Annotated in this window: 22 protein-coding genes and 1 pseudogene; 15 read left to right on the top strand and 8 right to left on the bottom strand. The window is 73.3% G+C overall.

Annotated elements, in window-relative coordinates; genetic code table 11:
• The first annotated feature begins 44 nt into the window (after window positions 1–44).
• Window positions 45–563: a PH domain-containing protein gene (locus ACGFML_RS31040; RefSeq protein WP_393548947.1), complete on the top strand. Its 519-nt coding sequence runs from the start codon at window positions 45–47 to the stop codon at window positions 561–563.
• Window positions 560–2,092 (top strand): PH domain-containing protein, encoded by a 1,533-nt coding sequence (locus ACGFML_RS31035; RefSeq protein ID WP_393548946.1) that lies wholly within the window; start codon window positions 560–562, stop codon window positions 2,090–2,092. The genes ACGFML_RS31040 and ACGFML_RS31035 overlap by 4 nt, the downstream gene beginning before the upstream one ends.
• On the opposite strand, the gene ACGFML_RS31030 is transcribed toward ACGFML_RS31035, so the two are convergent.
• Window positions 2,079–2,993, bottom strand: a complete 915-nt coding sequence (locus ACGFML_RS31030; protein WP_393548945.1) for an NADP-dependent oxidoreductase — start codon at window positions 2,991–2,993, stop codon at window positions 2,079–2,081. The two genes, ACGFML_RS31035 and ACGFML_RS31030, sit on opposite strands and share 14 nt — an antisense overlap.
• Window positions 2,994–3,140: 147 nt before the next feature.
• On the opposite strand from ACGFML_RS31030, the gene ACGFML_RS31025 reads away from it, so the two are divergent.
• Window positions 3,141–4,397, top strand: coding sequence for a LuxR C-terminal-related transcriptional regulator (locus ACGFML_RS31025; protein WP_393548944.1), 1,257 nt, complete (start codon window positions 3,141–3,143; stop codon window positions 4,395–4,397).
• A 197-nt stretch (window positions 4,398–4,594) separates the two neighbouring features.
• Window positions 4,595–5,008, top strand: coding sequence for an SsgA family sporulation/cell division regulator (locus tag ACGFML_RS31020; protein ID WP_393548943.1), 414 nt, complete (start codon window positions 4,595–4,597; stop codon window positions 5,006–5,008).
• A gap of 80 nt (window positions 5,009–5,088) precedes the next feature.
• Here ACGFML_RS31020 and ACGFML_RS31015 read toward each other — a convergent pair whose 3' ends face one another.
• The gene (locus tag ACGFML_RS31015) at window positions 5,089–5,865 is read right to left on the bottom strand and encodes a polysaccharide deacetylase family protein (protein ID WP_393548942.1); all 777 of its coding nucleotides are present in this window, start codon (window positions 5,863–5,865) and stop codon (window positions 5,089–5,091) included.
• Window positions 5,866–6,014: 149 nt separating this feature from the next.
• Here ACGFML_RS31015 and ACGFML_RS31010 point away from each other — a divergent pair, with 149 nt between their 5' ends.
• The 4 genes and pseudogenes from ACGFML_RS31010 to ACGFML_RS30995 all read left to right on the top strand — a co-directional run bounded on the left by ACGFML_RS31010 (window position 6,015) and on the right by ACGFML_RS30995 (window position 9,158).
• On the top strand, window positions 6,015–6,722 hold the full coding sequence (locus ACGFML_RS31010) for a response regulator (protein ID WP_393548941.1): 708 nt from the start codon (window positions 6,015–6,017) through the stop codon (window positions 6,720–6,722).
• Window positions 6,719–8,248: an ATP-binding protein gene (locus ACGFML_RS31005; protein ID WP_393548940.1), complete on the top strand. Its 1,530-nt coding sequence runs from the start codon at window positions 6,719–6,721 to the stop codon at window positions 8,246–8,248. Before ACGFML_RS31010 ends, ACGFML_RS31005 begins: the two co-directional genes overlap by 4 nt.
• Window positions 8,245–8,826, top strand: a complete 582-nt coding sequence (locus tag ACGFML_RS31000) for a hypothetical protein (protein ID WP_393548939.1) — start codon at window positions 8,245–8,247, stop codon at window positions 8,824–8,826. The genes ACGFML_RS31005 and ACGFML_RS31000 overlap by 4 nt, the downstream gene beginning before the upstream one ends.
• 88 nt (window positions 8,827–8,914) lie before the next feature.
• Window positions 8,915–9,158, top strand: a pseudogene (locus ACGFML_RS30995) (DnaJ family domain-containing protein).
• Window positions 9,159–9,170: 12 nt separating this feature from the next.
• Here the strand turns inward: ACGFML_RS30995 and ACGFML_RS30990 are convergent.
• The gene (locus ACGFML_RS30990) at window positions 9,171–10,475 is read right to left on the bottom strand and encodes a DUF4185 domain-containing protein (protein ID WP_393548938.1); all 1,305 of its coding nucleotides are present in this window, start codon (window positions 10,473–10,475) and stop codon (window positions 9,171–9,173) included.
• Between the two features lie 230 nt (window positions 10,476–10,705).
• Between ACGFML_RS30990 and ACGFML_RS30985 the strand changes: the two genes are divergently transcribed.
• The 4 genes from ACGFML_RS30985 to ACGFML_RS30970 all read left to right on the top strand — a co-directional run bounded on the left by ACGFML_RS30985 (window position 10,706) and on the right by ACGFML_RS30970 (window position 16,317).
• Window positions 10,706–12,610 carry a methylmalonyl-CoA mutase family protein gene (locus ACGFML_RS30985; protein WP_393548937.1) on the top strand — a complete coding sequence of 635 codons (1,905 nt, stop codon included), beginning with the start codon at window positions 10,706–10,708 and terminating at the stop codon, window positions 12,608–12,610.
• Window positions 12,610–14,832, top strand: coding sequence for a methylmalonyl-CoA mutase (gene scpA, locus ACGFML_RS30980; RefSeq protein WP_393548936.1), 2,223 nt, complete (start codon window positions 12,610–12,612; stop codon window positions 14,830–14,832). The genes ACGFML_RS30985 and scpA overlap by 1 nt, the downstream gene beginning before the upstream one ends.
• A 10-nt stretch (window positions 14,833–14,842) precedes the next feature.
• Complete coding sequence (gene meaB / locus ACGFML_RS30975; RefSeq protein ID WP_393548935.1) at window positions 14,843–15,886, top strand: methylmalonyl Co-A mutase-associated GTPase MeaB; 1,044 nt, start codon at window positions 14,843–14,845, stop codon at window positions 15,884–15,886.
• Window positions 15,887–16,080: 194 nt separating this feature from the next.
• The gene (locus ACGFML_RS30970; protein WP_393548934.1) at window positions 16,081–16,317 is read left to right on the top strand and encodes a hypothetical protein; all 237 of its coding nucleotides are present in this window, start codon (window positions 16,081–16,083) and stop codon (window positions 16,315–16,317) included.
• Between the two features lie 71 nt (window positions 16,318–16,388).
• Here ACGFML_RS30970 and ACGFML_RS30965 read toward each other — a convergent pair whose 3' ends face one another.
• Both ACGFML_RS30965 and ACGFML_RS30960 read right to left on the bottom strand, forming a co-directional pair.
• Window positions 16,389–17,288: a LysR family transcriptional regulator gene (locus ACGFML_RS30965; protein ID WP_393548933.1), complete on the bottom strand. Its 900-nt coding sequence runs from the start codon at window positions 17,286–17,288 to the stop codon at window positions 16,389–16,391.
• Window positions 17,289–17,294: 6 nt separating this feature from the next.
• Window positions 17,295–17,780: an ATP-binding protein gene (locus ACGFML_RS30960; RefSeq protein ID WP_393548932.1), complete on the bottom strand. Its 486-nt coding sequence runs from the start codon at window positions 17,778–17,780 to the stop codon at window positions 17,295–17,297.
• A 195-nt stretch (window positions 17,781–17,975) separates the two neighbouring features.
• Between ACGFML_RS30960 and ACGFML_RS30955 the strand changes: the two genes are divergently transcribed.
• Together ACGFML_RS30955 and ACGFML_RS30950 are read left to right on the top strand one after the other, a co-directional pair.
• Window positions 17,976–18,218, top strand: coding sequence for a DUF397 domain-containing protein (locus tag ACGFML_RS30955; RefSeq protein ID WP_393548931.1), 243 nt, complete (start codon window positions 17,976–17,978; stop codon window positions 18,216–18,218).
• 100 nt (window positions 18,219–18,318) lie between these two features.
• On the top strand, window positions 18,319–19,227 hold the full coding sequence (locus ACGFML_RS30950) for a helix-turn-helix domain-containing protein (protein ID WP_393548930.1): 909 nt from the start codon (window positions 18,319–18,321) through the stop codon (window positions 19,225–19,227).
• Between the two features lie 87 nt (window positions 19,228–19,314).
• Here ACGFML_RS30950 and ACGFML_RS30945 read toward each other — a convergent pair whose 3' ends face one another.
• Window positions 19,315–20,130, bottom strand: a complete 816-nt coding sequence (locus ACGFML_RS30945) for an SAM-dependent methyltransferase (RefSeq protein WP_393548929.1) — start codon at window positions 20,128–20,130, stop codon at window positions 19,315–19,317.
• A 316-nt stretch (window positions 20,131–20,446) separates the two neighbouring features.
• Here ACGFML_RS30945 and ACGFML_RS30940 point away from each other — a divergent pair, with 316 nt between their 5' ends.
• Complete coding sequence (locus ACGFML_RS30940; RefSeq protein ID WP_393548928.1) at window positions 20,447–21,145, top strand: ABC transporter ATP-binding protein; 699 nt, start codon at window positions 20,447–20,449, stop codon at window positions 21,143–21,145.
• Here ACGFML_RS30940 and ACGFML_RS30935 read toward each other — a convergent pair.
• Together ACGFML_RS30935 and ACGFML_RS30930 are read right to left on the bottom strand one after the other, a co-directional pair.
• A complete protein-coding gene (locus tag ACGFML_RS30935) occupies window positions 21,118–21,693 on the bottom strand; it encodes a hypothetical protein (protein ID WP_393548927.1) in 576 nt (191 codons plus the stop codon). The genes ACGFML_RS30940 and ACGFML_RS30935 overlap by 28 nt on opposite strands.
• A complete protein-coding gene (locus tag ACGFML_RS30930) occupies window positions 21,693–22,421 on the bottom strand; it encodes a 2OG-Fe(II) oxygenase (RefSeq protein WP_393548926.1) in 729 nt (242 codons plus the stop codon). The genes ACGFML_RS30935 and ACGFML_RS30930 overlap by 1 nt, the downstream gene beginning before the upstream one ends.
• Between the last annotated feature and the right edge of the window lie 23 nt (window positions 22,422–22,444).

Raw genomic sequence — 22,444 nt, 5'->3', positions numbered from 1 at the left:
ACGTACCGCTACTCAATACGATTGACTTGGAAACGGTGACCCGCATGCCCGAACACGTCGCGCCCCTCCTTCGCCCACCCCGCCATCGGGTCGATCCGCGGGCCCGCCGCTGGTGGACCGTGCAGGCACTGCTCACCGTCAGCGGACCGATGCTGGTCACCGCGCTCGCCCTGGTGGTGCTCGCCGTGCTGTTCTTCCCCGGAGCACTGCCCTGGCTCGGCCCGCTGCTGCTGGTCACGCTCGTCCTGCCGGCAGCCGGCTACCTCGCCGTCATGCCGCGGTGGCGGTATGCGGTGCACGCCTGGGAGTTGGGCGAGCGCGCGGTCTACGCGGCGGGCGGCTGGTTCTGGCAGAAGCGGCGGATCGCGCCGCTGTCGCGGGTGCAGACCGTGGACACCGCCCGTGGGCCCGTACAGCGGTGGTACGGGCTGGCCACGGTGACCGTCACCACCGCGTCCACCGCGGGCGACATCAAGATCGCGGGGCTGGCGGACGCGGCTGCCGAGGAGTTGTCCCGGCTGATCGGCGAGGCCGCGCAGGACGTACCGGGTGATGCCGCATGAACGGCCCCGCCACCGCCCCCTGGCGCCGCCTCGATCCCCGCACGCTGCTGGTGCACTGCGGCTGGATGGGCGCCCCGCTCGGCTCGCTGACCCTGACCGCCCTGGCCACCGAGGGCCGGATCACCCCCGGCGCATGGATCACGCTCGCCGTCATCGCCGCCGGCTTCGCCGTCGTCACCGCGATCGGCCTGATCCGCTGGGCGCGTACGGAGTTCCGGGTCACCGACGACAGCTTCGAGGTGCGCAGCGGGCTGCTGACCCGGCGGCTGCGCAGTGTGCCGCTGCACCGCATCCGCACCGTCGACCTGACGGCGACCCCGCTGCACCGGCTGCTGGGCGTCACCGTGCTGCGGGCCGGAACCGCGGGGTCCGGGGACGGCGGGAGCGAGCTGTCGCTGGAGGCGCTCAAGGTCGCCGAGGCGGAGGGGCTGCGCGCCCGGCTGGCCGCCCGCTCGGACGTCGGTACGCTCACCGACGACCCGGTGCTCGCCCGTCTCGACTGGCGCTGGCTGCGCCGCGCGCCGCTCACCTTCTGGGTCGTCGGCGGGGTGTTCGTGGCGGCCGGCACCGTCTACCGGGTGCTGGACGGCATCGGCGTCGACGCCTGGCGGATCGGCTTCGTCCAGCGGGCGTTTCGGGAGTTCGGCAGCAGTGTGCTGTGGCTGACCGTCCCGCTCGCGCTCCTCGCCGTGCTGGCCCTCGGTTCGGCCGGCGCCATCGTGCTCTACGCCGAGAACTGGTGGAACTACCGCCTGGAGTGGACCGACGCGCACACCCTGCAGGTGCGCCGCGGACTGCTCACCACCCGCGCCGTCACCATCGAACGGGCCCGGCTGCGGGGCGTGCTGCTGCGGGAACCACTGCTGCTGCGGGCCGGCGGCGGCGCGCTGGTGCGCGCGGTGGCGGGCGGTCTGGGGAACCGCGAGGAGAACCGCAGCCGCAGCGACCTGCTACCGCCGGCACCGCGCCGGGAGGCGGTACGGGTGGCCGGCGGTGTCCTGCGCGCCCCCTTCCCCGCACCGGACCTGACCCCGCACCCCCGTGCGGCACTGCGCCGGCGACGGGTGCGCGGGCTGCTCTTCGCGGTGCTTCCCGGCACGGCCGTCCTGGCCGCCGCGGGGGCCGTTGTCACGCCGGTGTTGCTGCCCTGCGCCTGGGGCTACGCGCTGGTCGCCACCGCGGCGGTGGAGTGGCTGGCCCGGGACGCGTACCGCAGCCTCGGCCACGGGATACGCGGCAGCCGGCTGGTCGTCCGCTCGGGCACGTTCAGCCGCGACACCCTGGTCCTGGAGCGCGCGGCGATCGCCGCCTGGACGCTCACGACCTCGCCCTTCACCCGGCGGTCCGGGCTGGTCACGCTGACCGCGGCGGTCGCCGCCGGCGAGGACGGCTACCGCCTGCCCGACCTCCCCGCCGCTGCCGCTCCGGCCCTCTCCGCCGCGGCGGCCCCGGGGATCCTGGACGAGTTCCTGGTGTACCCCGAGCCCCCGCAGCCCCCGGAACCGGCGCGCTCGCTCAGATCTCGATGACGAGCTTGCCGCGCACATGGCCCGCCTCGCTCAGCTCCTGTGCGCGGGCGGCGTCGGCGAGCGGGAAGGTCCGGACGACGGGCACGGTCAGCCGCCCCTCGACGGCCAGGCGGGCCTGCTCGGCCAGGACCTCGCGGACCCTCTCCGGCGGCGTACCGCCGGCGGAGAAGGGCACGCCGTGTTCGGCGGCGTTCACGTCCGCGATGGTCACGATGCGGTCGGTGGTGCCGCCGCGCAGGGCGATCGACACCGGGAGCACGTCGTGGCCGGACGTATCGAAGACCGCGTCGACACCCTGCGGGGCGGCCGCCCGGACCCGGTCGGCGAGTCCCTCCCCGTAGGCCACCGGGACGGCCCCCAGCGCGCGCAGGAACGCGTGGTTGGCCGGGGACGCGGTGCCGATGACGGTGGCGCCCAGGGCGAGGGCGAGCTGGACGGCGACCTGGCCCACCGCGCCGGCCGCGCCGTGCAGGAGCAGGGTCTCGCCGTCCTTGAGGCCGAGCGCGTCCAGGACGCGCCGGGCGGTCTCACCGGCGACGGGAAGTGCCGCCGCGGCAGCGAAGGAGAGCTCGGCGGGCTTGCGGGCGATGTCTCCCGCGAGGGCGTACTCGGCGTACGCACCCGTCGCGGCCCAGCCGAAGACCTCGTCGCCGACGGCCACCGCTGTGACACCGTCGCCGACCGCGTCCACGATCCCGGCGAACTCCAGGCCGGGCACGGCGGGGAACGTCGTCGGGTAGAAATGCTCCACCCAGCCGTAACGCCGCTTGTGGTCAAAGGGGTTGACGCCGACCGCCACCACCTTCACGCGCACTTCGCCCGCCGCGGGTTGGGGCTTGTCGAGAGTCCCGTAGGTGAGCACCTCGGCGCCGCCGAATTCGTTGTAGAAGATCGCTCGCATGCCGGTTTCCCCGTTCGGTGGGTGGAAGTCGGTGGGTCGAGACTTCAGCCTGGTCCACGGGAACGCGCGGCCCGGCCGGTCATCGGACCAGTCCCACCCGGCCGAAAGGCCGGGCCGCGCCCGGACGCCCCTGGCTACGCTGCCGCTATGGAGTTGACCGGATCCGTGCCCGCCCTCACCGCCGCCTACGAGGTGATCCGCCGGCCGCTGGGCGAGATCCTGCCCCGGCTCTCCTCGGTGCTGGCCGACCTGGTCCCGCACCGGGCGGCGGCCGAACTGTCCACCCACTGCGCGCACTCACCGTTCAAGACGCACGGCGATCCGGAGATCACCGGCCGGCTGGCCACCGCCGATCTGGTGCCGCTGCTCGCCTCGGGCACGCCGGGACACCCCTGGCAGGGCACCCGCACCCTGGCCGGCGCCGAGCGGCCGGTCCTCGCCGTCACGAGCCACGCGACAGCGCGCGGCGCCGTCCTGCTGCTCGTACGGGAGAGCGCCGCCCCCGTCGACGCGGCGGCCGCCGCCCTGGTCCAGGCGCTGTGGGACGTGGTGACCAGCCACTTCGACCGGCTGGCCACCGAGGCCGTGCCCGGCGCCCTGGCCCGCTCGCGGACCGCCGCCGGAACCCGGGCCCGGGTGATCGCCGAGCTCGGCGAGGCGTACTCGACGGCGCTCACCGGGCTGCTCGGCGTGCTGCGCAGCCGACAGCTGGACGACGCGGCGGCCCGCGCCACCGCCACGAACCTGGCCGTCTCGGCCCTGGTGGAGCTGCGGGCGGACGCGGAACGGGACCAGGAGATCGCCGAGGAGCCGGCCGCGCAGGCGTTCGCCCGCCTCGCCGACTCGCTGCGGCCGCTGGTGCGCCACAGCCCCGTCCGGCTCGAACTGGCCGCACCGGACTGCTCCCGGACGCTGGCCGCCGACGTGGCCCATACGGCGCGGGCCACCGTCCGGGCGGTGCTGCTGAAGGCGCTGGAGCAGGAGGGCGTCGGCCGCGTGCACGTCGGCTGGCAGATCTCCGACGGCGAACTGCGCGCGACGGTACGCGACGACGGGCCCGGCACCCTCACCCTGCGGGCCCTGTCCGCCGGGCTGCTGCGGGAGCGGCTCGACATCCTGGGCGGACGGCTGGACGTGGATGCGGTGCCCGGCTGGGGCTCCACGGTGTCGGCGACGATCCCGCTGTCGGCGGCACAGGATCCGGCGCCCGATCCACTCACGGCCCTGGGCGAACGGGAGGTGCAGGTGCTGGCCCGGCTCGCGCTCGGGCACCGCAACCGGGCCATCGCGGAGGAACTGCACATCAGCCAGTCCACGGTGAAGTTCCATGTCGCGAACATCCTGTCCAAGCTGGGGGTGGAGTCGCGGGGCGCGGCGGCGGCGCTGTTCCGCACGGCGGCGTAGCGGGCGTCGACGGTGCGCGGGCCCGTCCGCCCGGTGGGGCGTCACCCGCCCCGGGCGGCCGCACTATGACGCAGATCACATCGATCAGTCCCCCGTCACCTGCACGGCGACGGCCGGCCCGGCGTCCTAGTGGACGAACCGAGAACACCGCGTCCGGGACCTGTGTCCACGACCACCAGCCGTGAGGGAGCCGCTCGATGCCCGGCGTCATCGATCAAGCCGTCCAGGTCCGCCTGATCGCCACCGCTCCCGGCCCGCACGCGGTGCCCGCGGTGCTGCACTACCAACCCGGCGACCCGCTCGCCGTACGGATGTCCTTCCCGCCGGAGATCTCGCTGGACGGCGCCGCGGTGGACTGGGCGTTCGCCCGCGAGCTGCTGCACGACGGGCTGCGCGGACCCGCCGGGCAGGGCGACGTACGGGTGCGGCCGTCGGGCCCGGACCGGACGGTGATGGAGTTCCACGCGGCGGAGGGCATCGCCATGGTGCAGCTGCGGACCGCGGACGTCCGGCTCTTCCTGGCGCGCTCCTACGAAGCAGTGCCGGCGGGCCGCGAACAGACGCAGTTCGCCGTCGAACGCGGCCTCGCGGAGCTCTTCGGCGCGGTCTGAGTCCGGCGGTCTGAGTCCGGCGGCCGGCGGCCGGGCGGCGTCCGGGCCGCGGACCGCCCGCCCCGGACACCGCCCGGCCCCTACCTCTGCGGGAACCCGAACCCGTAACCCTGCTGCGCCAGCCACGGCAGCAGCAGGTCCAGCGACGCCACGGTCCTGGCACGGTCGCCGCCGCCGTCGTGGAAGAGCACCGTCGGCCCGTTGGAGAGCTCGCCGCGCACCGTCGACTCGATCGCCGCGACGCTCGCGCTCTCGAAGTCCTTGCTGTCGATGTTCCAGCCCAGCGGACGCATGCCGTGGGAGGCGGCGAGCTGCCGGCTGTACGGGGTGAACGCGCCACCGGGGGCGCGGTAGTACTCCACCGCGACGCCGCCCGCCGCCTTCTCGATCATCTTCTGGGCGTCGAGGATCTGCTGCGACTGGTAGCTCTGCGGCCGGTGGTCCATGGCGGTGTTGTGGCTGACGGTGTGGTTGCAGAGCTTGTGCCCGGCGGCCACCACCTGCTTGACCAGGTCGGGATGGGCCGCAGCCTGCGGGCCGATCATGCAGAACGTCGCCTTGACGCCGTGCTTCTTGAGGACCTCGAGCACCTTCGGCGTCCAGACCGGGTCCGGGCCGTCGTCGATGGTGATGTTCAGGCTGCGGCCGGGGCGGGCCGAGGCGTGCACGATCGACGACTTCACCGCGGTCCGGGACCGCTGCCCGGCGTGCCCGCCCGCCCCGTCGACGGTGTCGGCGCTGGCCTTCACGGCCGCACCGGGCTGGGCGAACGCGAGCACCCCCGCGATGGACAGGGACACCGCCGCCGCCGCGACCACCCCGATGATCCCGCCCCCGAAACCGAAGCGCCGTGCCATGTGAATCCCGTCCCTCACCCGATGCTCGTGTACGTACCGCCGGCGGTGGCGCCGTCACGCGCGCCGCCTCGCACCACGAGAGATGCACGGGATCCCGGGCAGGCTGCTCCTGTTACCGATCCATCATGAAACTTGTCGATACTGTCCCCATGCCACGTGTACTTCTGATCGAGGACGACGCCGCCGTACGGGACGGAGTGACCCTCGCACTACGGCGGCGCGGCCACGAGGTGGCAGCCGCGGCCAGCGGCGAAGAGGGGCTCGAGGCGCTCCCGGGCTTCCGGCCGGACATCGTCCTGCTGGACCTGATGCTGCCCGGCAAGGACGGCTTCGAGGTCTGCCGGCTGATCCGCGCCGAGCGACAGCTGCCGATCATCATGCTCACCGCTCGCGGCGACGACCTGGACGTGGTGCTCGGTCTGGAGGCCGGTGCGGACGACTACATCGTCAAGCCCGCCCGGGGCGAGGTGCTGGAGGCACGGATCCGTGCGGTGCTGCGTCGTACCGCGCTGCCCGCCAACGGCGACACCCCCGGTGCGGAGCCGGGGCCCGCGCCCGTCGAGACGTACGGGGAGCTCGCCATCGACCGGGCCGGTCTGGTCGTCGGCAAGGGCGGCGAGGACCTGGCGCTGGCCCCCTCCGAGATGAAGCTGCTGCTGTTCCTGTCGGCCACTCCGGGGCAGGTCTTCAGCCGCCAGCAGCTGCTGGAACACGTCTGGGAGCACAGCTACCACGGCGATGCCCGGCTGGTCGACGCGTGTGTGATGCGGCTGCGGACGAAGATAGAGGACACCCCACGCAGCCCCCGTTACGTCCAGACCGTGCGCGGCTTCGGTTACCGCTTCGGACCACTGTGAGCCGCCCGGGCCGACTGCTGCCCACCCGTCTCGTACCCACCCGGCTGCGCGGGCTGCGCGCCCGGCTCGTCGTCGCCTTCGTACTGGTGGCCGCCGTGAGCGCGCTGACCACCGCGAGCCTGACCTACCGCGAGGCCCGCAACGCCATCCTCCAGCGCTCCCAGGACATCGCGGTCAACGACCTGCGGGCGCAGATCAATTCGCTGGCGCCGGAGCTCCCGGTGCCGCCGTCCCAGTCGGACCTGGACTTCTTCCGGGTCCAGCTGGAGCGCTCGGGCACCTCCCGGGACTGGGACATCTCGGTGCACTACAGCGGCGTCCCGGACAGTGAGGACAGCGGGCTGCAGCGCAGTGTGGTGGTGCCGACCGGGCTCCGCGACTCGGTGGAGAAGCGCCATGTGCCGGTCTTCCAGCGCATCGACCGGGCCGGCGATCCCTGGCTGCTGATCGGCATGCCGGTACGGCAGTCCGAGGGGAAGGCGTCCGCGCTGACGGTCTACGCCCAGCTGCCGCTGAGCGCCGAGGAGGCCAACGTCGAGGCGCTGGTGAGCGCGGCCCGCGGCGGCGCACTTCCGGTGCTCGCACTCGCCGTGATCCCGGCGCTGCTCGCCGCGCGCGGCGTGCTCCGGCCCGTACGGCGGCTGCGGCAGGCGGCCGGGCGGCTCGCCGAGGGGAAACTGGACACTCGGCTGGAGGTGAAGGGGACCGACGAACTGGCCGATCTTTCCCGGACGTTCAACGACATGGCCGCCGAGCTGGAGGAGAACGTCGCGGAGCTGCGGCGGCTGGAGGCCAACTCACGGCGGTTCGCCGCCGATGTCTCGCACGAGCTGCGGACGCCGCTGGCGGCGATGTCCGCGGTCACCGACGTACTCGACGAGGACGCCGAGTCGCTCGACCCCGACACCGCCTCCGCGGTCCGGCTGATCAGCCAGGAGACCGGCAAGCTGGCGCGGATGGTGGAGGACCTGATGGAGGTCTCGCGGTTCGACGCCGGGGCCGCGGCGCTGCATCCGGACGAGGTGGACGTCGCCGAGACCATCCGCAAGACGCTCCAGGCCAGGGCCTGGCAGCAGCGGGTGAGCGCGGAGCTGCCGACGGACGTACGGGCCCGGCTCGACCCGCGGCGGCTGGACGTGGTGGTCGCCAACCTGGTCGGCAACGCCCTGCACCACGGCGGCGAACCGGTCCGGGTGGTGCTGCACGCCCCGGAGCCGGACGCCGACCGACTGCACATCGAGATCTCCGACAGCGGCCCGGGCATAGACCCCGAGGTGCTGCCGCACGTCTTCGACCGCTTCTACAAGGCCGACTCGGCGCGCGCCCGTTCGGAGGGCAGCGGTCTGGGGCTGGCCATCGCCCTGGAGAACGTACGGCTGCACGGCGGCACCCTGCGCGCCGCCAACTCCCCCGAGGGCGGCGCGGTGTTCACGGTGGACCTGCCGCTGCGCCGGGGCCCGCAGCACACCGCGGACGACGGCCGGGACGACGGCCGTCCCGGTACCGGGAAAGAGAACGACGCATGAACGTCCCCCATGCCGTGCTCGGTGCGCGGGCCCGGCGGATCGCGGCGGGCGGCCTGCTGGCCGCCGTGCTGGCCGGCTGCGGTATCGCACCCACCGACGTGATCGATGCGGGCGAGCCGGCCACCGGCCTGAAGTCGCCCGGCCAGCCCGCCGCCGACGTCCAGCTCTTCTTCTACGGCCCGAACGGGCTGCGCTCCGCGACCCGGCCGGCCAAGGCACCGGTCGGTCCGCAGGACGCGATCGACATGCTGATGGCGGGCCCGAACCACGCCGAGCGCCAGCGCGGGCTCTCCAGCGTGCTGCCGAAGTTCCCGGGCCGGCTCCTGGCCACCACCGGCCGGGGCACCGTCGCCCTGAATCTGCCGATGAACGCGAAGCTGCTGGACTCCGCGTCGCTCAACCAGCTGGTGTGCACGGCGGCCAACGCCCGGGTCCCGGGAGACAAGCCGCCGGGCGAGGTCACCGTCACGGTGGTCGGCGACGGCGTCCGCGTCGGGCCCATGGTCTGCGGCGGCAACAACGCCTTCCCGGTGGTCCAGCCGAGCCCGAACACCGCATCGCCGGAGCCCACCGACTGAGCCGCGCACCGCGGGCCGGGCGCGTTACGGTGAAAGCGGGCACGCGCGTGCCAGGAGGACCCCACCCCTCACTCGGGAGACTCACGCGATGACCGAACGCAAACCGCCCGGTATCGATTTCGAGAGCTGGACCGACAAGCAGATCCGGGAGGCGACGGAACGCGGCGCGTTCGCCGGCCTGACCGGCGTGGGCAAACCGCTGCCCCACCTCGACCGGCCGTACGACGAACTGTGGTGGATCAAGGACGCCGCTGGAGGGTCCGCCGCTCGGCATCGAGCCGTTCGACGTCGACGAGGCCGCACGCAACTGGCGTGCGCGCCGGGAGAGTTGAGCCGCCACCGCGTCACGGCCCGAGCCGCACCCGCAGAAAGCGCGGCCGGTAGAGGCGGACGTCCCCGTTGACCTGCGCGTCGGGTGGGACGCCGGGCGGGCCGAGCCAGTTGACGTCGTAGCTGAGCAGCAGCCGTCCGGCCGCGGTGGACTCGGGATGCGCCTGGGGGTTGTACGCGGCCACGTACTGCGGCTCGGCGGCGCCGGGCCGGGGTGGGGTGAGCCGGCCGTTCGGGCCGCGCCAGGGGCCGTGGGGCGAGCAGGACCAGTAGCTGGTGATCGTCCGCAGTCCGGCCGCGCCGCCGCGCCCGGCGTCCATGGTGATCAGCACCCAGGTCCCCCCGCCCCCGGCTTCGCCCGAGCGGGCGGCGCCCTCGCCGGCGCGCACCACGGAGAAGGCGCTGCCGACGCCGCGCCGACCACCCGCCCGCAGCACCGGCACGGCGCGCCCGGCCCGCCGCTGCCAGTGCGCGCCGTCCCAGAAGCGCCAGCCGTAGCGATCCCCGAGTCGCCCGGCCGGCACCCGGGCGAGGTAGGCGGCGGAGGCCCGGGACGACGCCGGGTCGTCGCCCCCGAAGACATAGGTCCAGGTGCCGTCGCGCACCGCCGCGGCGCCGTAGAGGACCCGCCGCCCCGGGTCCGGCACCGAGTGCTGGTCCACGGTCCGGGCGATGCCCCTCAGGCGCAGGTCCGGCAGCGAGAGCGTGGCGACCTCGGTGCTGTGCGGTACGCCGAAGATCCACCGACCGGACCCGGGCCGGCGGTGCCACAGCAGCACGCGGACGACCTTCTCGTGCGCGCCGGGCACCCTGGGCTCCACCCTCGCGGCGACCGGCCAGCGCCGGCCGCCGCCCGGCGGATCCGGAAAGAGGGGGCCCGGGGCGGCCGGGGTGCCGCCGGTCAGCGTGCGCTCCGGGCGGCCCGAACGCGCCGTCACGACGGCCGAGTTGTGCCGCAGAAGGGGAGTGCCGCCGTGGTCCGCGGTGCGCCGGCGGTACGGCCGGCCTCGGGGGTCGGGCGGCGGCAGCACCCGGTCCAGAAAGGTGTCGGAGAAGAGCCAGAGCGTCCGGCCGTCGGGGAGGCGCACCGAGTGGGTGCCGTCGCCGCCGGTCCAGTCGTCGAGGCGGGTGTTGTCGTTCCCGTAGCGGGCGAAGGCGGCGGCGGGCCCGGGATCGACGGACCAGGAGGTGATCCGGCGGCCCGTGCAGGGCGCGCCGTGGCCGGGAGCGGCTGAGGGGGGCGGCACCCACAGGGGCAGAGCGGCGGTCAGGAGCACGGCGGCCCGGACGGCGGTGCGGGTGGTCGGAAACCTGGGCATCGTGCTCCTCCGGGGGCCCGCTCCGTGAGAGCTCGGGGGAGGGTGCCGCGCCCACCGTACCGAACCGGAAGACCGCTTCCGGGCAGCGCCGCGGCCGGTCCGGGCAGGGCGCCGTCCGGGTGACGTCTCCGCGATGTCGGCCGGAATACGGACAAACGCCAGGCCAAAGAGGGCAAGGTCACAGCGGGAGCCCCTGCTCGGGCTAACGGTCGTTCGCCTAGCCTGCTGCCATGACCGCCGAGTCCCCCGAACTCCCCCTGGCCGCTGCATTCCCGGACGCCGACCGCGAGCAGTGGCAGCGACTTGTCGAAGGCGTGCTGCGCAAATCAGGCATCACCGAAGCCGCCGGTGCCGCCGCCGAGGACGCGCTCGCCACCGACCTCCAGGACGGGATCCGCATCCGCCCGCTGTACACCGCCGAGGACGCGCCGGCCCCCGTCGGCCACCCCGGCTTCCCACCGTTCGTACGGGGCGGCCGCCCCGAAGGCGGGGCCGTGGCCGGCTGGGACGTACGCCAGCGCCATGCGCACGCCGACTCCCGACACGCCAACGAGTCCGTGCTCAACGACCTGGAGAACGGCGTCACCTCGCTGTGGCTGGCCGTCGGCGACGGCGGCATCCCGGTGGCGGAGCTGCCGCAGGCGCTCGACGGCGTCTATCTGGACCTCGCCGCGGTGGCCCTGGAGGCCGGCGCCGACTTCGCCGCGGCCGCCGAGGAGCTGCTGCGGCTGTACGCGACCCGCGGCGTGCCGCTGTCCGAGGCGGCCGGCAACCTCGGCGGCGACCCGCTCGGCCTGCTGGCGCGCACCGGCGACGACGGCGCGCTGGACGACCGGTTGACCGCGGTGGCCCGTCTGGCGCAGCGCTGCGCCGCCGAGGCACCCGGGCTGCGGGCGCTGGCCGTGGACGCACTGCCGTACCACGAGGCGGGCGGCTCCACCGCCGAGGAGCTGGGCGCCTCGCTGGCCACCGGAGTCGCCTACCTGCGCCGGCTCACCGCCGCCGGGCTGGGCATCGACGACGCCTGCCGGCAGCTGGAGTTCCGCTACGCCGCCACCGCCGACCAGTTCCTGACCATCGCCAAACTGCGGGCCGCACGTCGGCTGTGGGCGCGGGTCGCCGAGGTCTGCGGGGCGTCCCCCGGGGCCGCGGCGCAGCGCCAGCACGCGGTGACCTCCACGGTGATGATGACCCGCCGCGACCCCTGGGTGAACATGCTGCGCACCACGGTCGCCGGGCTGTCCGCGGGGGTGGGCGGCGCGGACGCGGTGACGGTCCTGCCGTTCGACGCGGCGCTCGGAGCGCCGGACGCGTTCGCCCGCCGGATCGCCCGTAACACCCAGTCCGTCCTGCTGGAGGAGTCGCACCTGGCGAAGGTGATCGACCCCGCCGGCGGCTCCTGGTACGTGGAGCGGCTGACCGACGAACTCGCCGAGGCCGCCTGGGCGTTCTTCCAGGAGATCGAGGCCGCGGGCGGTCAGGCCGCGGCGCTGCGCTCCGGGATGATCGGCGAGCGGCTGGCGCAGACCTGGCAGCGGCGCTCGCGGGAGCTGGCGCACCGCCGCGAACCGATCACCGGTGTCAGCGAGTTCCCCCATCTGGCCGAGCCCCCCGTGCACCGCGAACCGGCCCCCGCGCCGGCGGGCCGGGGGTCTTCCCGGACGGAATCCGGGGGAGGGCTGCCGCGGGTGCGCAGGGACGACGCGTACGAGACGCTGCGGTCCCGCTCCGACGCCCGCCTGGCGGCCACCGGGGCACGCCCGAAGGTGTTCCTGGCCGCCCTGGGTCCGGTCGCGGCGCACACCGCGCGGGCGGCCTTCGCCGCCAACCTCTTCCAGGCGGGCGGCATCGAGACCGTCCAGGAGAGCGTGGACGCCGGGTCGGTGGCCGACGCGTTCGCCGGCAGCGGCGCGACGATCGCCTGTCTGTGCGCGAGCGACGCGGTGTACGGCGAGCAGGCGGCGGCCGTGGCCGCCGCGCTGAAGTCGGCGGGGGCGCGCCAGGTGCACCTGGCGGGCAAGCCCGGTGAGCACCGGGAAGAACTGACCAAGGCCGGTGTGGACACCTTCGTCTTCGCGGGCTGCGACGCGGTCGAGGTCCTGTCCTCGTCCCTGGATGTCATGGAGGTGGCGTGATGGGAGAGCCGACGCAACAGGCGGGCGCCATCCCGGACTTCAGCACGGTGGAGCTGGGCGGGGCGAGCGCCTCGGACGGCTCCGGGCAGTGGCCGGAGGCCGTGCAGCAAGCCACCGGCAAGGGCGTGGCGGACCTGACGTGGGAGACCCCGGAAGGCATCGACGTCAAGCCGCTGTACACCGACGCCGACCTGGAGGGGCTGGACTTCCTGGGGACGTACCCGGGGATCACGCCGTATCTGCGCGGCCCGTACCCGACGATGTACGTCAACCAGCCCTGGACGATTCGGCAGTATGCCGGCTTCTCCACCGCCGAGGAGTCGAACGCCTTCTACCGCCGCAACCTCGCGGCCGGCCAGAAGGGCCTGTCCGTCGCCTTCGACCTGCCGACCCACCGCGGCTACGACAGCGACCACCCGCGGGTCACCGGTGACGTCGGCATGGCGGGCGTCGCCATCGACTCGATCTACGACATGCGGCAGCTGTTCGAGGGCATCCCGCTGGACAGGATGACGGTGTCGATGACGATGAACGGCGCGGTGCTGCCCGTTCTCGCCCTCTACATCGTGGCCGCCGGGGAACAGGGCGTACCACCCGAGAAGCTGGCCGGGACCATCCAGAACGACATCCTCAAGGAGTTCATGGTCCGCAACACCTACATCTACCCGCCGCAGCCCTCGATGCGGATCATCTCCGACATCTTCGCGTACACCTCGCAGAAGATGCCGCGCTACAACTCCATCTCCATCTCCGGGTACCACATACAGGAGGCGGGCGCGACGGCCGACCTGGAGCTGGCCTACACCCTCGCCGACGGGGTGGAGTACCTGCGCGCGGGCATGGCGGCCGGCATGGACGTCGACTCCTTCGCCCCCCGGCTGTCGTTCTTCTGGGCGATCGGCATGAACTTCTTCATGGAGATCGCCAAGCTGCGGGCGGCCCGGCTGCTGTGGGCGCGCCTGGTCCGGCAGTTCGAGCCGAAGAACCCCAAGTCCCTCTCGCTGCGCACCCATTCGCAGACGTCGGGCTGGTCGCTGACCGCGCAGGACGTCTTCAACAACGTCACCCGGACGTGTGTGGAGGCGATGGCCGCCACCCAGGGCCACACCCAGTCGCTGCACACCAACGCCCTCGACGAAGCCCTCGCCCTGCCGACCGACTTCTCCGCCCGGATCGCCCGGAACACCCAGCTCTTCCTCCAGCAGGAGTCGGGCACCTGCCGGGTCATCGACCCGTGGGGCGGCAGCGCCTACGTCGAGAGGCTCACCCACGATCTGGCGCAGCGGGCCTGGCAGCACATCGAGGAGGTCGAGGCGGCCGGCGGCATGGCCAAGGCGATCGACGCGGGCATCCCCAAGCTGCGCGTCGAGGAGGCCGCGGCCCGTACCCAGGCGCGGATCGACTCGGGCCGGCAGGCGCTGATCGGCGTCAACAAGTACCGGGTGGAGACCGACGAGGAGATCGAAGTCCTCAAGGTCGACAATTCCTCGGTGCGCGCCCAGCAGATCGAGAAGCTCAAGCGGCTGCGCGCGGAGCGCGACGAGGACGCCTGCCAGGACGCGCTGCGGGCGCTGACCGCGGCGGCGACGTCGGGGCCGGGCGAGGGGCTGGAGGGCAATCTGCTCGCGCTGGCCGTGAACGCCGCGCGCGCGATGGCGACCGTCGGCGAGATCTCGGACGCCCTGGAGTCGGTGTACGGACGCCACTCCGGCCAGATCCGTACGATCTCCGGTGTGTACCGAGACGAAGCAGGCCCCTCCTCCGGTGTCGAGCGCACCCGGGCCCTGGTGGCCGAATTCGAGCGTGCCGAGGGGCGCCGGCCGCGCATCCTGGTGGCCAAGATGGGCCAGGACGGCCACGACCGCGGCCAGAAGGTGATCGCCACGGCCTTCGCCGACCTGGGCTTCGACGTCGATGTCGGCCCGCTCTTCCAGACCCCGGCCGAGGTGGCCCGCCAGGCGGTGGAGGCGGACGTGCACATCGTCGGGGTGTCCTCTCTGGCGGCCGGGCATCTGACGCTGGTGCCCGCCCTGCGCGAGGCGCTGGCCGCCGAGGACCGGGAGGACATCACGATCGTGGTGGGCGGGGTGATCCCGCCGCAGGATGTGCAGCCGCTGCGCGACATGGGCGCGGCCGCGGTCTTCCTGCCCGGCACGGTCATTCCGGATGCCGCCCACGACCTGGTGAAGGACCTGGCGTCGGTCCTCGGCCACGAGCTGTGATCGGGGGGTCATGCCTGCGACGATCGATGTCGAACGCTATGCCGAGGGTGTCCGGGCGGGCTCCCGGGCCTGGATCGCCCGCGCCGTCACCTTGGTGGAGTCCACCCGGCCCGACCACCGGGCGGCGGCCCAGCGGCTGCTGATCGAGCTGCTGCCGCACTCCGGTGCGGCGTGCCGGGTGGGCATCAGCGGAGTGCCGGGCGTCGGCAAGTCGACCTTCATCGACGCTCTCGGCATGCTGCTGACCGGGAAGGGCCATCGGGTGGCGGTGCTCGCCGTCGACCCGTCCTCCAGCCGTACCGGCGGCTCCATCCTGGGTGACAAGACCCGGATGGAGCGGCTGGCGACGGACCCGGCGGCGTTCGTCCGCCCCTCCCCCACGTCCGGGACGCTGGGCGGGGTGGCGCGGGCGACCCGCGAGTCCATCGTGGTGATGGAGGCCGCGGGCTACGACGTCGTCCTGGTGGAGACGGTCGGCGTCGGGCAGTCCGAGACCGCCGTGGCCAACATGGTCGACACCTTCCTGCTGCTGACGCTGGCGCGCACCGGCGATCAGCTCCAGGGCATCAAGAAGGGCGTCCTGGAGCTGGCGGACCTGGTCTCCGTCAACAAGGCGGACGGTCCGCACGAGCGGGACGCCCGCTCGGCGGCCCGCGAACTGGCCGGTGCGCTGCGGCTGTTGCAGCCTCCGGACGCCGCCTGGACCCCGCCCGTGCTGACCTGCAGCGCCCGCGAGGGCAGCGGTCTGGAGGAGGTGTGGGAGCGGGTCGAGCAGCACCGCACCCTGCTGGACTCCACCGGCGCCCTGGCCGAGCGACGCCGCGCGCAACAGGTCGACTGGACCTGGTCGATGGTGCGCGAACGCCTCATCGACCGCCTCCAGGAGCATCCGGAGGTCCGCCGCCTGGGGCCGACCGTCGAAGACGACGTGCGCGAGGGCAGGATCACGGCGACGCTGGCGGCCGAACGGCTCCTGGACGCCTTCGGCCTCCAGGACGGCTCCGGAGCGGGCCACCAGCGGGGCCCGGCCCGGGATACTCACCCGGGCACCTGAGTAGCCGGGCTCATGACACCCCCGGACCGGTCCCCGAGTATGTCGGTGACACACACACCGACCGGGTCCGGGGGGTCACCATCCATCCGCAGGACGTCGCCCACGGCCTCTACGCAGGCAACCCGCTGGCCGATCTGATCGACGGGTTCTGCCTGGCGTTCGGAGCGGACGGGGATCTGGAGGCGCGGCCGGTCGTGCACGTCCAGCTGCGGCGTGGGGCGGTGCTGTCGGCCGTGGAGGCGGACCGGCTGGCGCGGGCGTGCCAGCGCGGCGTGCTGCGCCGTCTCGCCGCGGTCGGGGACGGCGCGGAGTCGCCGGAGGACGACCCCGCGGCGGGTGAGACGGCGATCGCCTTGCACGCCCACGGCACCGGCCCGTTCGCCCGCCCCGGGGCCATCAGGGACCGCTACCTGATCCGCGGCCGGGCCTGACGCGCGCTCCGCCCGGCCGCCCAGGGCGTCAGCAGCGCCCCCGCCACGCTACGACGGCAGGGTGCCCGTCCTCACCGCGGCCCGCCCGCCCGGCCCGGCTGCCGGAAGTGGGCGACCGCCAGGTCCCGGAAGCGGGCGGCGGCCGTGGAGAGATAGCCGTCCTCGCGCCGGACCAGGCTGAGGGTGCGGGTGCAGCCGGGGGCGTCGACGCGCAGCCAGGAGAGTGCCGCGCCGGAAAGGTCGGCGCGGGCGAGGGACGGCATCAGGCCGATGCCGAGGCCGGCCTCCACCAAGTGGTGGGTGGCGCCGGGCTCGTCCCCCTCGCAGGAAATGACCGGTGAGCGGCCGGTCGGCTCGAACAGCCGCTCCAGCAGCGCGCGTTGCCAGTGTCCGGGCCGGGTGGTAATGAACGGCTCGTCGGCGAGATCGGCCGGCGACACCCGCTCCCGGCCGGCCAGGCGGTGGCCGTCCGGCACCACCAGCAGCACCTCCTCGTGCAGCAGCCGCACGGCACCGAGCGCAAGCCCGGGCAGCGGCTGCGAGGCGAAGCAGAAGTCCACCTCGCGGTCGCGGAGTTGACGCAGCATCACCTCGGGTGTGGCCTGGAAGCAGCGGACGGTCACGCCCGGGTGGGCGCCGCGGAATCCGGCCAGCAGACCGGAGAGCGGCAGCAGCGTCTCCGCGGCGACGGCGACGCTGCCCTGGTCGAGACCGGCGGCGTCGGTCATCTCCCGGCACGCGTCGTCGAGTTCGTCCAGCACTCGCTCGACACGGCGCAGAAAGGCCCTTCCGTAGCGGTTGAGTCGGATCGTCCGGCCCTGCCGGTCGAAGAGCGGAACGCCGACCTCCGCCTCCAACCGGGCGATGGTGCGGCTCACCGACGGCTGGGCCACCCGCAGTTCCTCGGCGGCGCGGCTGATGTGCTCGTGGCGGGCGACCACCCGGAAACAGCGTAGGGACAGCAGATCCACCGGGCGTCAGCCGCGCGTCGAGACGGTCGCCCAGACGGTCTTCCCCAGCCGGTCCGGCGGGGTCCAGCCCCAGGCGTCGCTCAGCAGGCCGACGATGTGCAGTCCGCGCCCGGACTCGGCGAACGCGTCGGGCTCGCGCACGACCGGGGCGGTGGTGCCGGAGTCCGAGACCGCGCACAGCACCGTGGCCTGCTGCCGGGTCAGCGCGAGCCAGGCGGGGCAGATGTCGCCGAGTCCGCCGTCCGAAGTGCCGTAGCGCAGGGCGTTGGTGACGAGTTCGGAGACGACCGTGGCGGCGTCCTCGGCGACCCCGGCGCACAACTGCCAGCTCTCGATGGTCGCCCGGGTGAAACGGCGGGCGTCCGCCACGGTCCGTGCGGAGCCGCTGAGGGCGCAGGCGGCGAAGCCGTTGGGGCCGGGCATCCACCAGGTGTCGTCACACGGCTCCTCCCGAAGGGCGTGGTGGACGGTCTCGGCCGGATGTGTGGTCATCACCATCTCCGCGAAGGGCTTTCGGGTCTGGGCGGGGAGTGCTCTGGAGAGCTAATATCCTCGTCAGCCGCCCCCCGCTGCAAGTGCATCTGCAATTACATCGGTAAGGACGGTCGCTCAGGAGCTCGTTCACGCCAACATGATCGCGAGCTCGGAACGGTAGGAGGCCCGGCCTCCAGCAAGGGAGCAGCTCTGATGGAGTCAGTGACCAACGGCATGCCGGCGACCGGCATCGAAGGCGTCCAGTGGCGCAAGAGCCGCCGCAGCAACCCCAGCGGCAACTGCGTTGAGCTGGCCGTTCTTTCAGACGGCGGGGTGGCGGTGCGCAACTCCCGGTTCACGTCCGGACCGGCGCTGGTCTACACGCACGCCGAGATGGCAGCCTTCGTCCAGGGCGCCAAGGACGGCGACTTCGACGATCTCATCGGCCGCGGCTGACGCCGGTGGCGCATATGTCGGCCGGATAGTCACCATGGCTGTACGTCCACAACGGCCGATGGGACACTGGGCTTTCGCCCGACCACTCAGGGGAGTCACGATGACCGCCGCGAAGCCGAGCAGCCAACCGTCTCTGCGCCGGTATCTGGACCATCCGCGGGGCGGCCCCACCGTCCTGCGGATCGTGCTGGGCACGCAGCTGAGGCGGATGCGCGAGGCCGCGGGCATCACCCGCGAGGCGGCCGGGGACGCCATCCGTGGCTCCCACGCCAAGATCAGCCGCCTGGAGCTCGGCCGGGTGAGCTGCAAGGAGCGGGACGTCTCCGATCTGCTGACGCTCTACGGCGTCACGGACGAGGCGGACCGCTCCGACTTCCTCACCCTCGCCCGCCGGACCAGCACCCCGGGCTGGTGGCATCAGTACGGCGATGTGCTGCCCAACTGGTTCGAGACCCATATCGGGCTGGAGGAGGCCGCGTCCGTCATCCGCACGTACGAGGTCCAGTTCGTGCCGGGTCTGCTGCAGACGAGGGACTACGCGCACGCGGTGACCAAGCTCGGCCATCCGCGGGCCGCCGCGGAGGAGATCGAGCGGCGGGTGGCGCTGCGCGTGAAGCGTCAGGAACTGCTGTCGGTGCCGGACGCACCGCGGCTGTGGGCGGTCATCGACGAGGCGTCGCTGCGCCGTCCGCTCGGCGGACCCGCGGTGATGGCGGATCAGCTGCGGCATCTGCGGTCGATGGCGGAACTGCCCAATGTGACCTTGCAGGTGGCGCCGTTCAGCCTCGGTGGGCTGGCGGCGGCCGGTGGCCCGATCACGATCCTGCGGTTCCTGGAGCCGGATCTGCCGGACATCGTCTATCTGGAGCAGCTGACCAGCGCGCTCTATCTGGACAAGCGCGACGACGTCGACCACTACCTCGCCGTCATGGACCGGCTCAGCGCCCAGTCCGAGTCGCCGCGCGAGTCCCTGGCGATCCTGGAGCGACTGATCAAACAGGAGAGCTGACGGCCCGAGGGCCGGCCACGGGGGTGACACGTGGCGAGGCGGGACCTTACGGGGGGTCCCGCCTCGTCGCACGCCCTGGCCCGGCGGCTACACCTTGCGGGCCACTCCCCCGAACTCGATCCATTCCTTGGTGAGTTGCCGCGGACCGACGTCCGCATCCTGCTTCCAGGTGGAGACCTCCACCAGGCCGGGCTCCTGGACCTCCAGGCCGTCCAGGAACGACGTCAGCTCGTGCGCCTGCCGTACCCGGCCCCACTTGCCCTGGGTGCTCTCGTCCATGAACTTGGTGACGAAGTCACGGGTGGCCGCGTCCTCGCTCACCAGCTGGCACACCACCAGGAAGCTGCCGGGCACCAGGCGGTCGGCGACCCGGGCTATCAGGCCGGCCGGGTCGTCGGAGTCCGGGATGCAGTGGAGTACGGAGACGAACAGCGCGGCGACCGGCTGCTCGAAGTCGATCAGCCGCTCCACCTCGGGGCTGCCGAAGATGCCCTCGGTGTCCCGCATGTCCGCCTGGATGACGGCGGTGTTGGCGTTCTCCTCCAGCAGGGCGCGGCCGTGCGCCAGCACGATGGGGTCGTTGTCGACGTACACCACATGGGACGACGGGTCGATCTCCTGCGCGACCTGGTGGACGTTGTCCTGGGTCGGCAGGCCGGATCCGTGGTCGATGAACTGGCGGATTCCGTGCTCGCGGGCCAGCCAGCGGACCACCCGCTGCAGAAAGCGCCGGTTGTTGATCGCCAGCACCTGGGTGCTCGGTACGACCTTGCTCAGTTCGTCGCAGGCCTCGCGGTCCACGGCGTAGTTGTCCTTGCCGCCGAGGTAGTAGTCGTACATGCGCGCCACACTCGGAATACTGACATCTACGGCGCTGGACTGCGGTTGCGTATCTTGGCTCATTCCACACTTTCCCGTCGCTTCGACAGTCACCAGCCATACGGCAGCAGCGCGCCGTTCCGTGTCGGGACGACTACGCCGTGCGGCGTCCAACATACCCACCGGGCGGCCGTTGTTGCAGGCAACAGACGTGCGAATAAAGGGCGTTCATCCAGCCATCGGCCCGCGAAGCGGCCGGTCCCCGCCGTCGGTTTCGGGCCGCCTTCTCATCACGCTCTCATCCCTCGCTTGTCGCCCCGTCACACCGCCTCCCTATCGTCGCGGCAGATCCGTCGCCCCGCCGTGCGTCCCCGGCCGACGGACCCGAGGAGAGTGCAGCGTGTACCACCTGACCGGCGTCACCACGCGCGAGAGGAGCGGCCGGGACCCGGTACGGGCCCTGGACGGTATCGACCTCTACGTCGAGGACGGCGGCGCGCTGGTGGTCCGGGGGGCGGCGGGCGCGGGGAAGTCGACGCTGCTGCGGGTCCTGGGCGGGCTGGAGCGGCCCAGCCGCGGCAGCGTCGAACTCGACGGCACGGACCTGGCCACCCTGACGGAGTGCCGACTCGCGCGGATCCGGACGGAGTCGATCGGCACGGTGCCCAACGGTGGCGGCCTGGCACCCGGCTGCACCGCGCGGCAGAACGTCGCGAGCGCGCTGATACCCCTGCGGCTGCTGCCCGCCGACCGCTGGGAGCTGGCGGGTGAGGCCCTGTGGGAGGTCGGTGTGGACGGTCGAAGCGACCTGCCTGCGGCCGAGTTGGGCGCGTCGGCGCGGCAGCGGGTCGCGCTCGCCCGGGCCCTGGTGAAGCGGCCGACCGTGCTGCTGGCCGACCGGCCGACGGCCGGGCTGGCGGGCGCGGGCCGGAAGGAGATCATCGAGCTGTTCGTCCGGCTCTGGGGCGAGCGGCGCCTGACCTGCGTGGTGGCCACCGACGACGCGGAACTCGCGCGGCGGGCGCCCCGGCTCGCGACGATGTCCGACGGCAGGGTGGCCTCGATCGGCCGCTACCCGTCTGCCGCCACGGGCGGATAGCTGGTGAGCCAGCGGTGGCCGACCTCCCAGGTGCCGCCCTCGCGGGTCGCGCCGCGCAGACCGTGGAGCGTGTCCGGGCCGGCCAGCGCGGGCAGCCGGGAGTCCTGCAGGGAGGCGAACGCCACCGTGCGGGCCGGCTCCCAGTCGGTGCTGTGCCGCAGGCGGCGGGCGAGCTGGACGAAGCCCAGCGGGGCCGCGGCGATCACCCAGGCGTCCGGCTGCGGTGCGGTCAGGCGCTTGGCCGGGCGCAGCCACGAGGCGGCCGACTCGGGCCAGTCGACGACGGCGAGCACCGCGCCGCCCCGGGCCTGCCACGCGGCGACGCACGCCTCGGCGGCCGCACGGGAGGCGGTGTCGCGACTGTGGCCGATGGTGACCGTCTCGATCCGGGCCTTGGGACGGGTCAACTGCCCGATGACGGCGGTGAGTTCGGCCTCGGTGTGGGGCGCGGGGGGCGACAGGTCACCGTATGCGGCGAGGGACTCGGTCAGGTCGTCGTGGCCGATGAGGGGTGACGCGGCGCCCTCGCGCGGTACGTGGGTGCCCATCAGGCGGCGTCGTGGAAGACCAGCCCGAGGGCGTGGCGGCGGCCGGAGCGGACGGTGCTCACGCCGTGCCGCATGACGCCGGCGGACCAGCCCCGCTTGGTGGCCACCGGGTGGTCGCGGGTGGTGAAGATCAGGCCGTGGCCCTGCCGGAGCACATGGGTGGTGCCGCGCGACTGCGCCCGCGGCCGCTGTTCGACGAGCAGGAACTCGCCGCCGGTGTAGTCGGTGCCGTGCTCGTCCAGCCCGATGACGACCTGGAGCGGGAAGAGCATGTCGCCGAAGACATCGCGGTGCAGGGCGTTCCAGTCGCCCGCTCCGTAGCGCAGGAGGATCTGCGCGGAGCGGTCCTGGCCCGCCTCGTGGCACATGGCCAGCCACTCCTGGAGGGTGTCCGGCCAGGGCGCCGGCCGGCCGAGCCGGGCGGCCCAGTCGCGGGCGACGGCGAGCAGATGCGGGTAGAACGCGGCGCGCAGGGCGGCGACCGGCTCCGGAAGATCGTGGTGGAAGTAGCGGTACTGGCCGGAGCCGAAGCGGTAGCGGGCCATGTCGATGGTGGTGCGGAACAGCTCCTCCTTCTCGTACAGCGCGGCGATGTCGGCGCACTCTGCGGGGGTGAGGAGCTGCGGTGTGAGCGCGCCGCCGTAGGTGTCCAGCTCGCCGGCCAAGGCACCCCAGTCGGCCGCGTCGACGTGCCGCGCGGCCCGGGCGGTGGCGTTCTTGGTGGTCATGTGGGCTCTGCTCTCCGGAAGGG

The sequence above is a fragment of the Streptomyces sp. NPDC048650 genome, assembly GCF_043199095.1.
In the GTDB taxonomy this organism is placed as follows: domain Bacteria; phylum Actinomycetota; class Actinomycetes; order Streptomycetales; family Streptomycetaceae; genus Streptomyces.
This window is presented reverse-complemented; position numbering and strand designations above follow the sequence as displayed.

Bases quoted from the DNA above. Each gene is read 5' to 3' on its own strand.
- ACGFML_RS31040 (WP_393548947.1), top strand. From the start codon at position 45: ATGCCCGAACACGTCGCGCCCCTCCTTCGCCCACCCCGCCATCGGGTC.
- ACGFML_RS31035 (WP_393548946.1), top strand. From the start codon at position 560: ATGAACGGCCCCGCCACCGCCCCCTGGCGCCGCCTCGATCCCCGCACG.
- ACGFML_RS31030 (WP_393548945.1), bottom strand. From the start codon at position 2,993: ATGCGAGCGATCTTCTACAACGAATTCGGCGGCGCCGAGGTGCTCACC.
- ACGFML_RS31025 (WP_393548944.1), top strand. From the start codon at position 3,141: ATGGAGTTGACCGGATCCGTGCCCGCCCTCACCGCCGCCTACGAGGTG.
- ACGFML_RS31020 (WP_393548943.1), top strand. From the start codon at position 4,595: ATGCCCGGCGTCATCGATCAAGCCGTCCAGGTCCGCCTGATCGCCACC.
- ACGFML_RS31015 (WP_393548942.1), bottom strand. From the start codon at position 5,865: ATGGCACGGCGCTTCGGTTTCGGGGGCGGGATCATCGGGGTGGTCGCG.
- ACGFML_RS31010 (WP_393548941.1), top strand. From the start codon at position 6,015: ATGCCACGTGTACTTCTGATCGAGGACGACGCCGCCGTACGGGACGGA.
- ACGFML_RS31000 (WP_393548939.1), top strand. From the start codon at position 8,245: ATGAACGTCCCCCATGCCGTGCTCGGTGCGCGGGCCCGGCGGATCGCG.
- ACGFML_RS30990 (WP_393548938.1), bottom strand. From the start codon at position 10,475: ATGCCCAGGTTTCCGACCACCCGCACCGCCGTCCGGGCCGCCGTGCTC.
- ACGFML_RS30985 (WP_393548937.1), top strand. From the start codon at position 10,706: ATGACCGCCGAGTCCCCCGAACTCCCCCTGGCCGCTGCATTCCCGGAC.
- scpA (WP_393548936.1), top strand. From the start codon at position 12,610: ATGGGAGAGCCGACGCAACAGGCGGGCGCCATCCCGGACTTCAGCACG.
- meaB (WP_393548935.1), top strand. From the start codon at position 14,843: ATGCCTGCGACGATCGATGTCGAACGCTATGCCGAGGGTGTCCGGGCG.
- ACGFML_RS30960 (WP_393548932.1), bottom strand. From the start codon at position 17,780: ATGACCACACATCCGGCCGAGACCGTCCACCACGCCCTTCGGGAGGAG.
- ACGFML_RS30955 (WP_393548931.1), top strand. From the start codon at position 17,976: ATGGAGTCAGTGACCAACGGCATGCCGGCGACCGGCATCGAAGGCGTC.
- ACGFML_RS30950 (WP_393548930.1), top strand. From the start codon at position 18,319: ATGACCGCCGCGAAGCCGAGCAGCCAACCGTCTCTGCGCCGGTATCTG.
- ACGFML_RS30945 (WP_393548929.1), bottom strand. From the start codon at position 20,130: ATGAGCCAAGATACGCAACCGCAGTCCAGCGCCGTAGATGTCAGTATT.
- ACGFML_RS30935 (WP_393548927.1), bottom strand. From the start codon at position 21,693: ATGGGCACCCACGTACCGCGCGAGGGCGCCGCGTCACCCCTCATCGGC.
- ACGFML_RS30930 (WP_393548926.1), bottom strand. From the start codon at position 22,421: ATGACCACCAAGAACGCCACCGCCCGGGCCGCGCGGCACGTCGACGCG.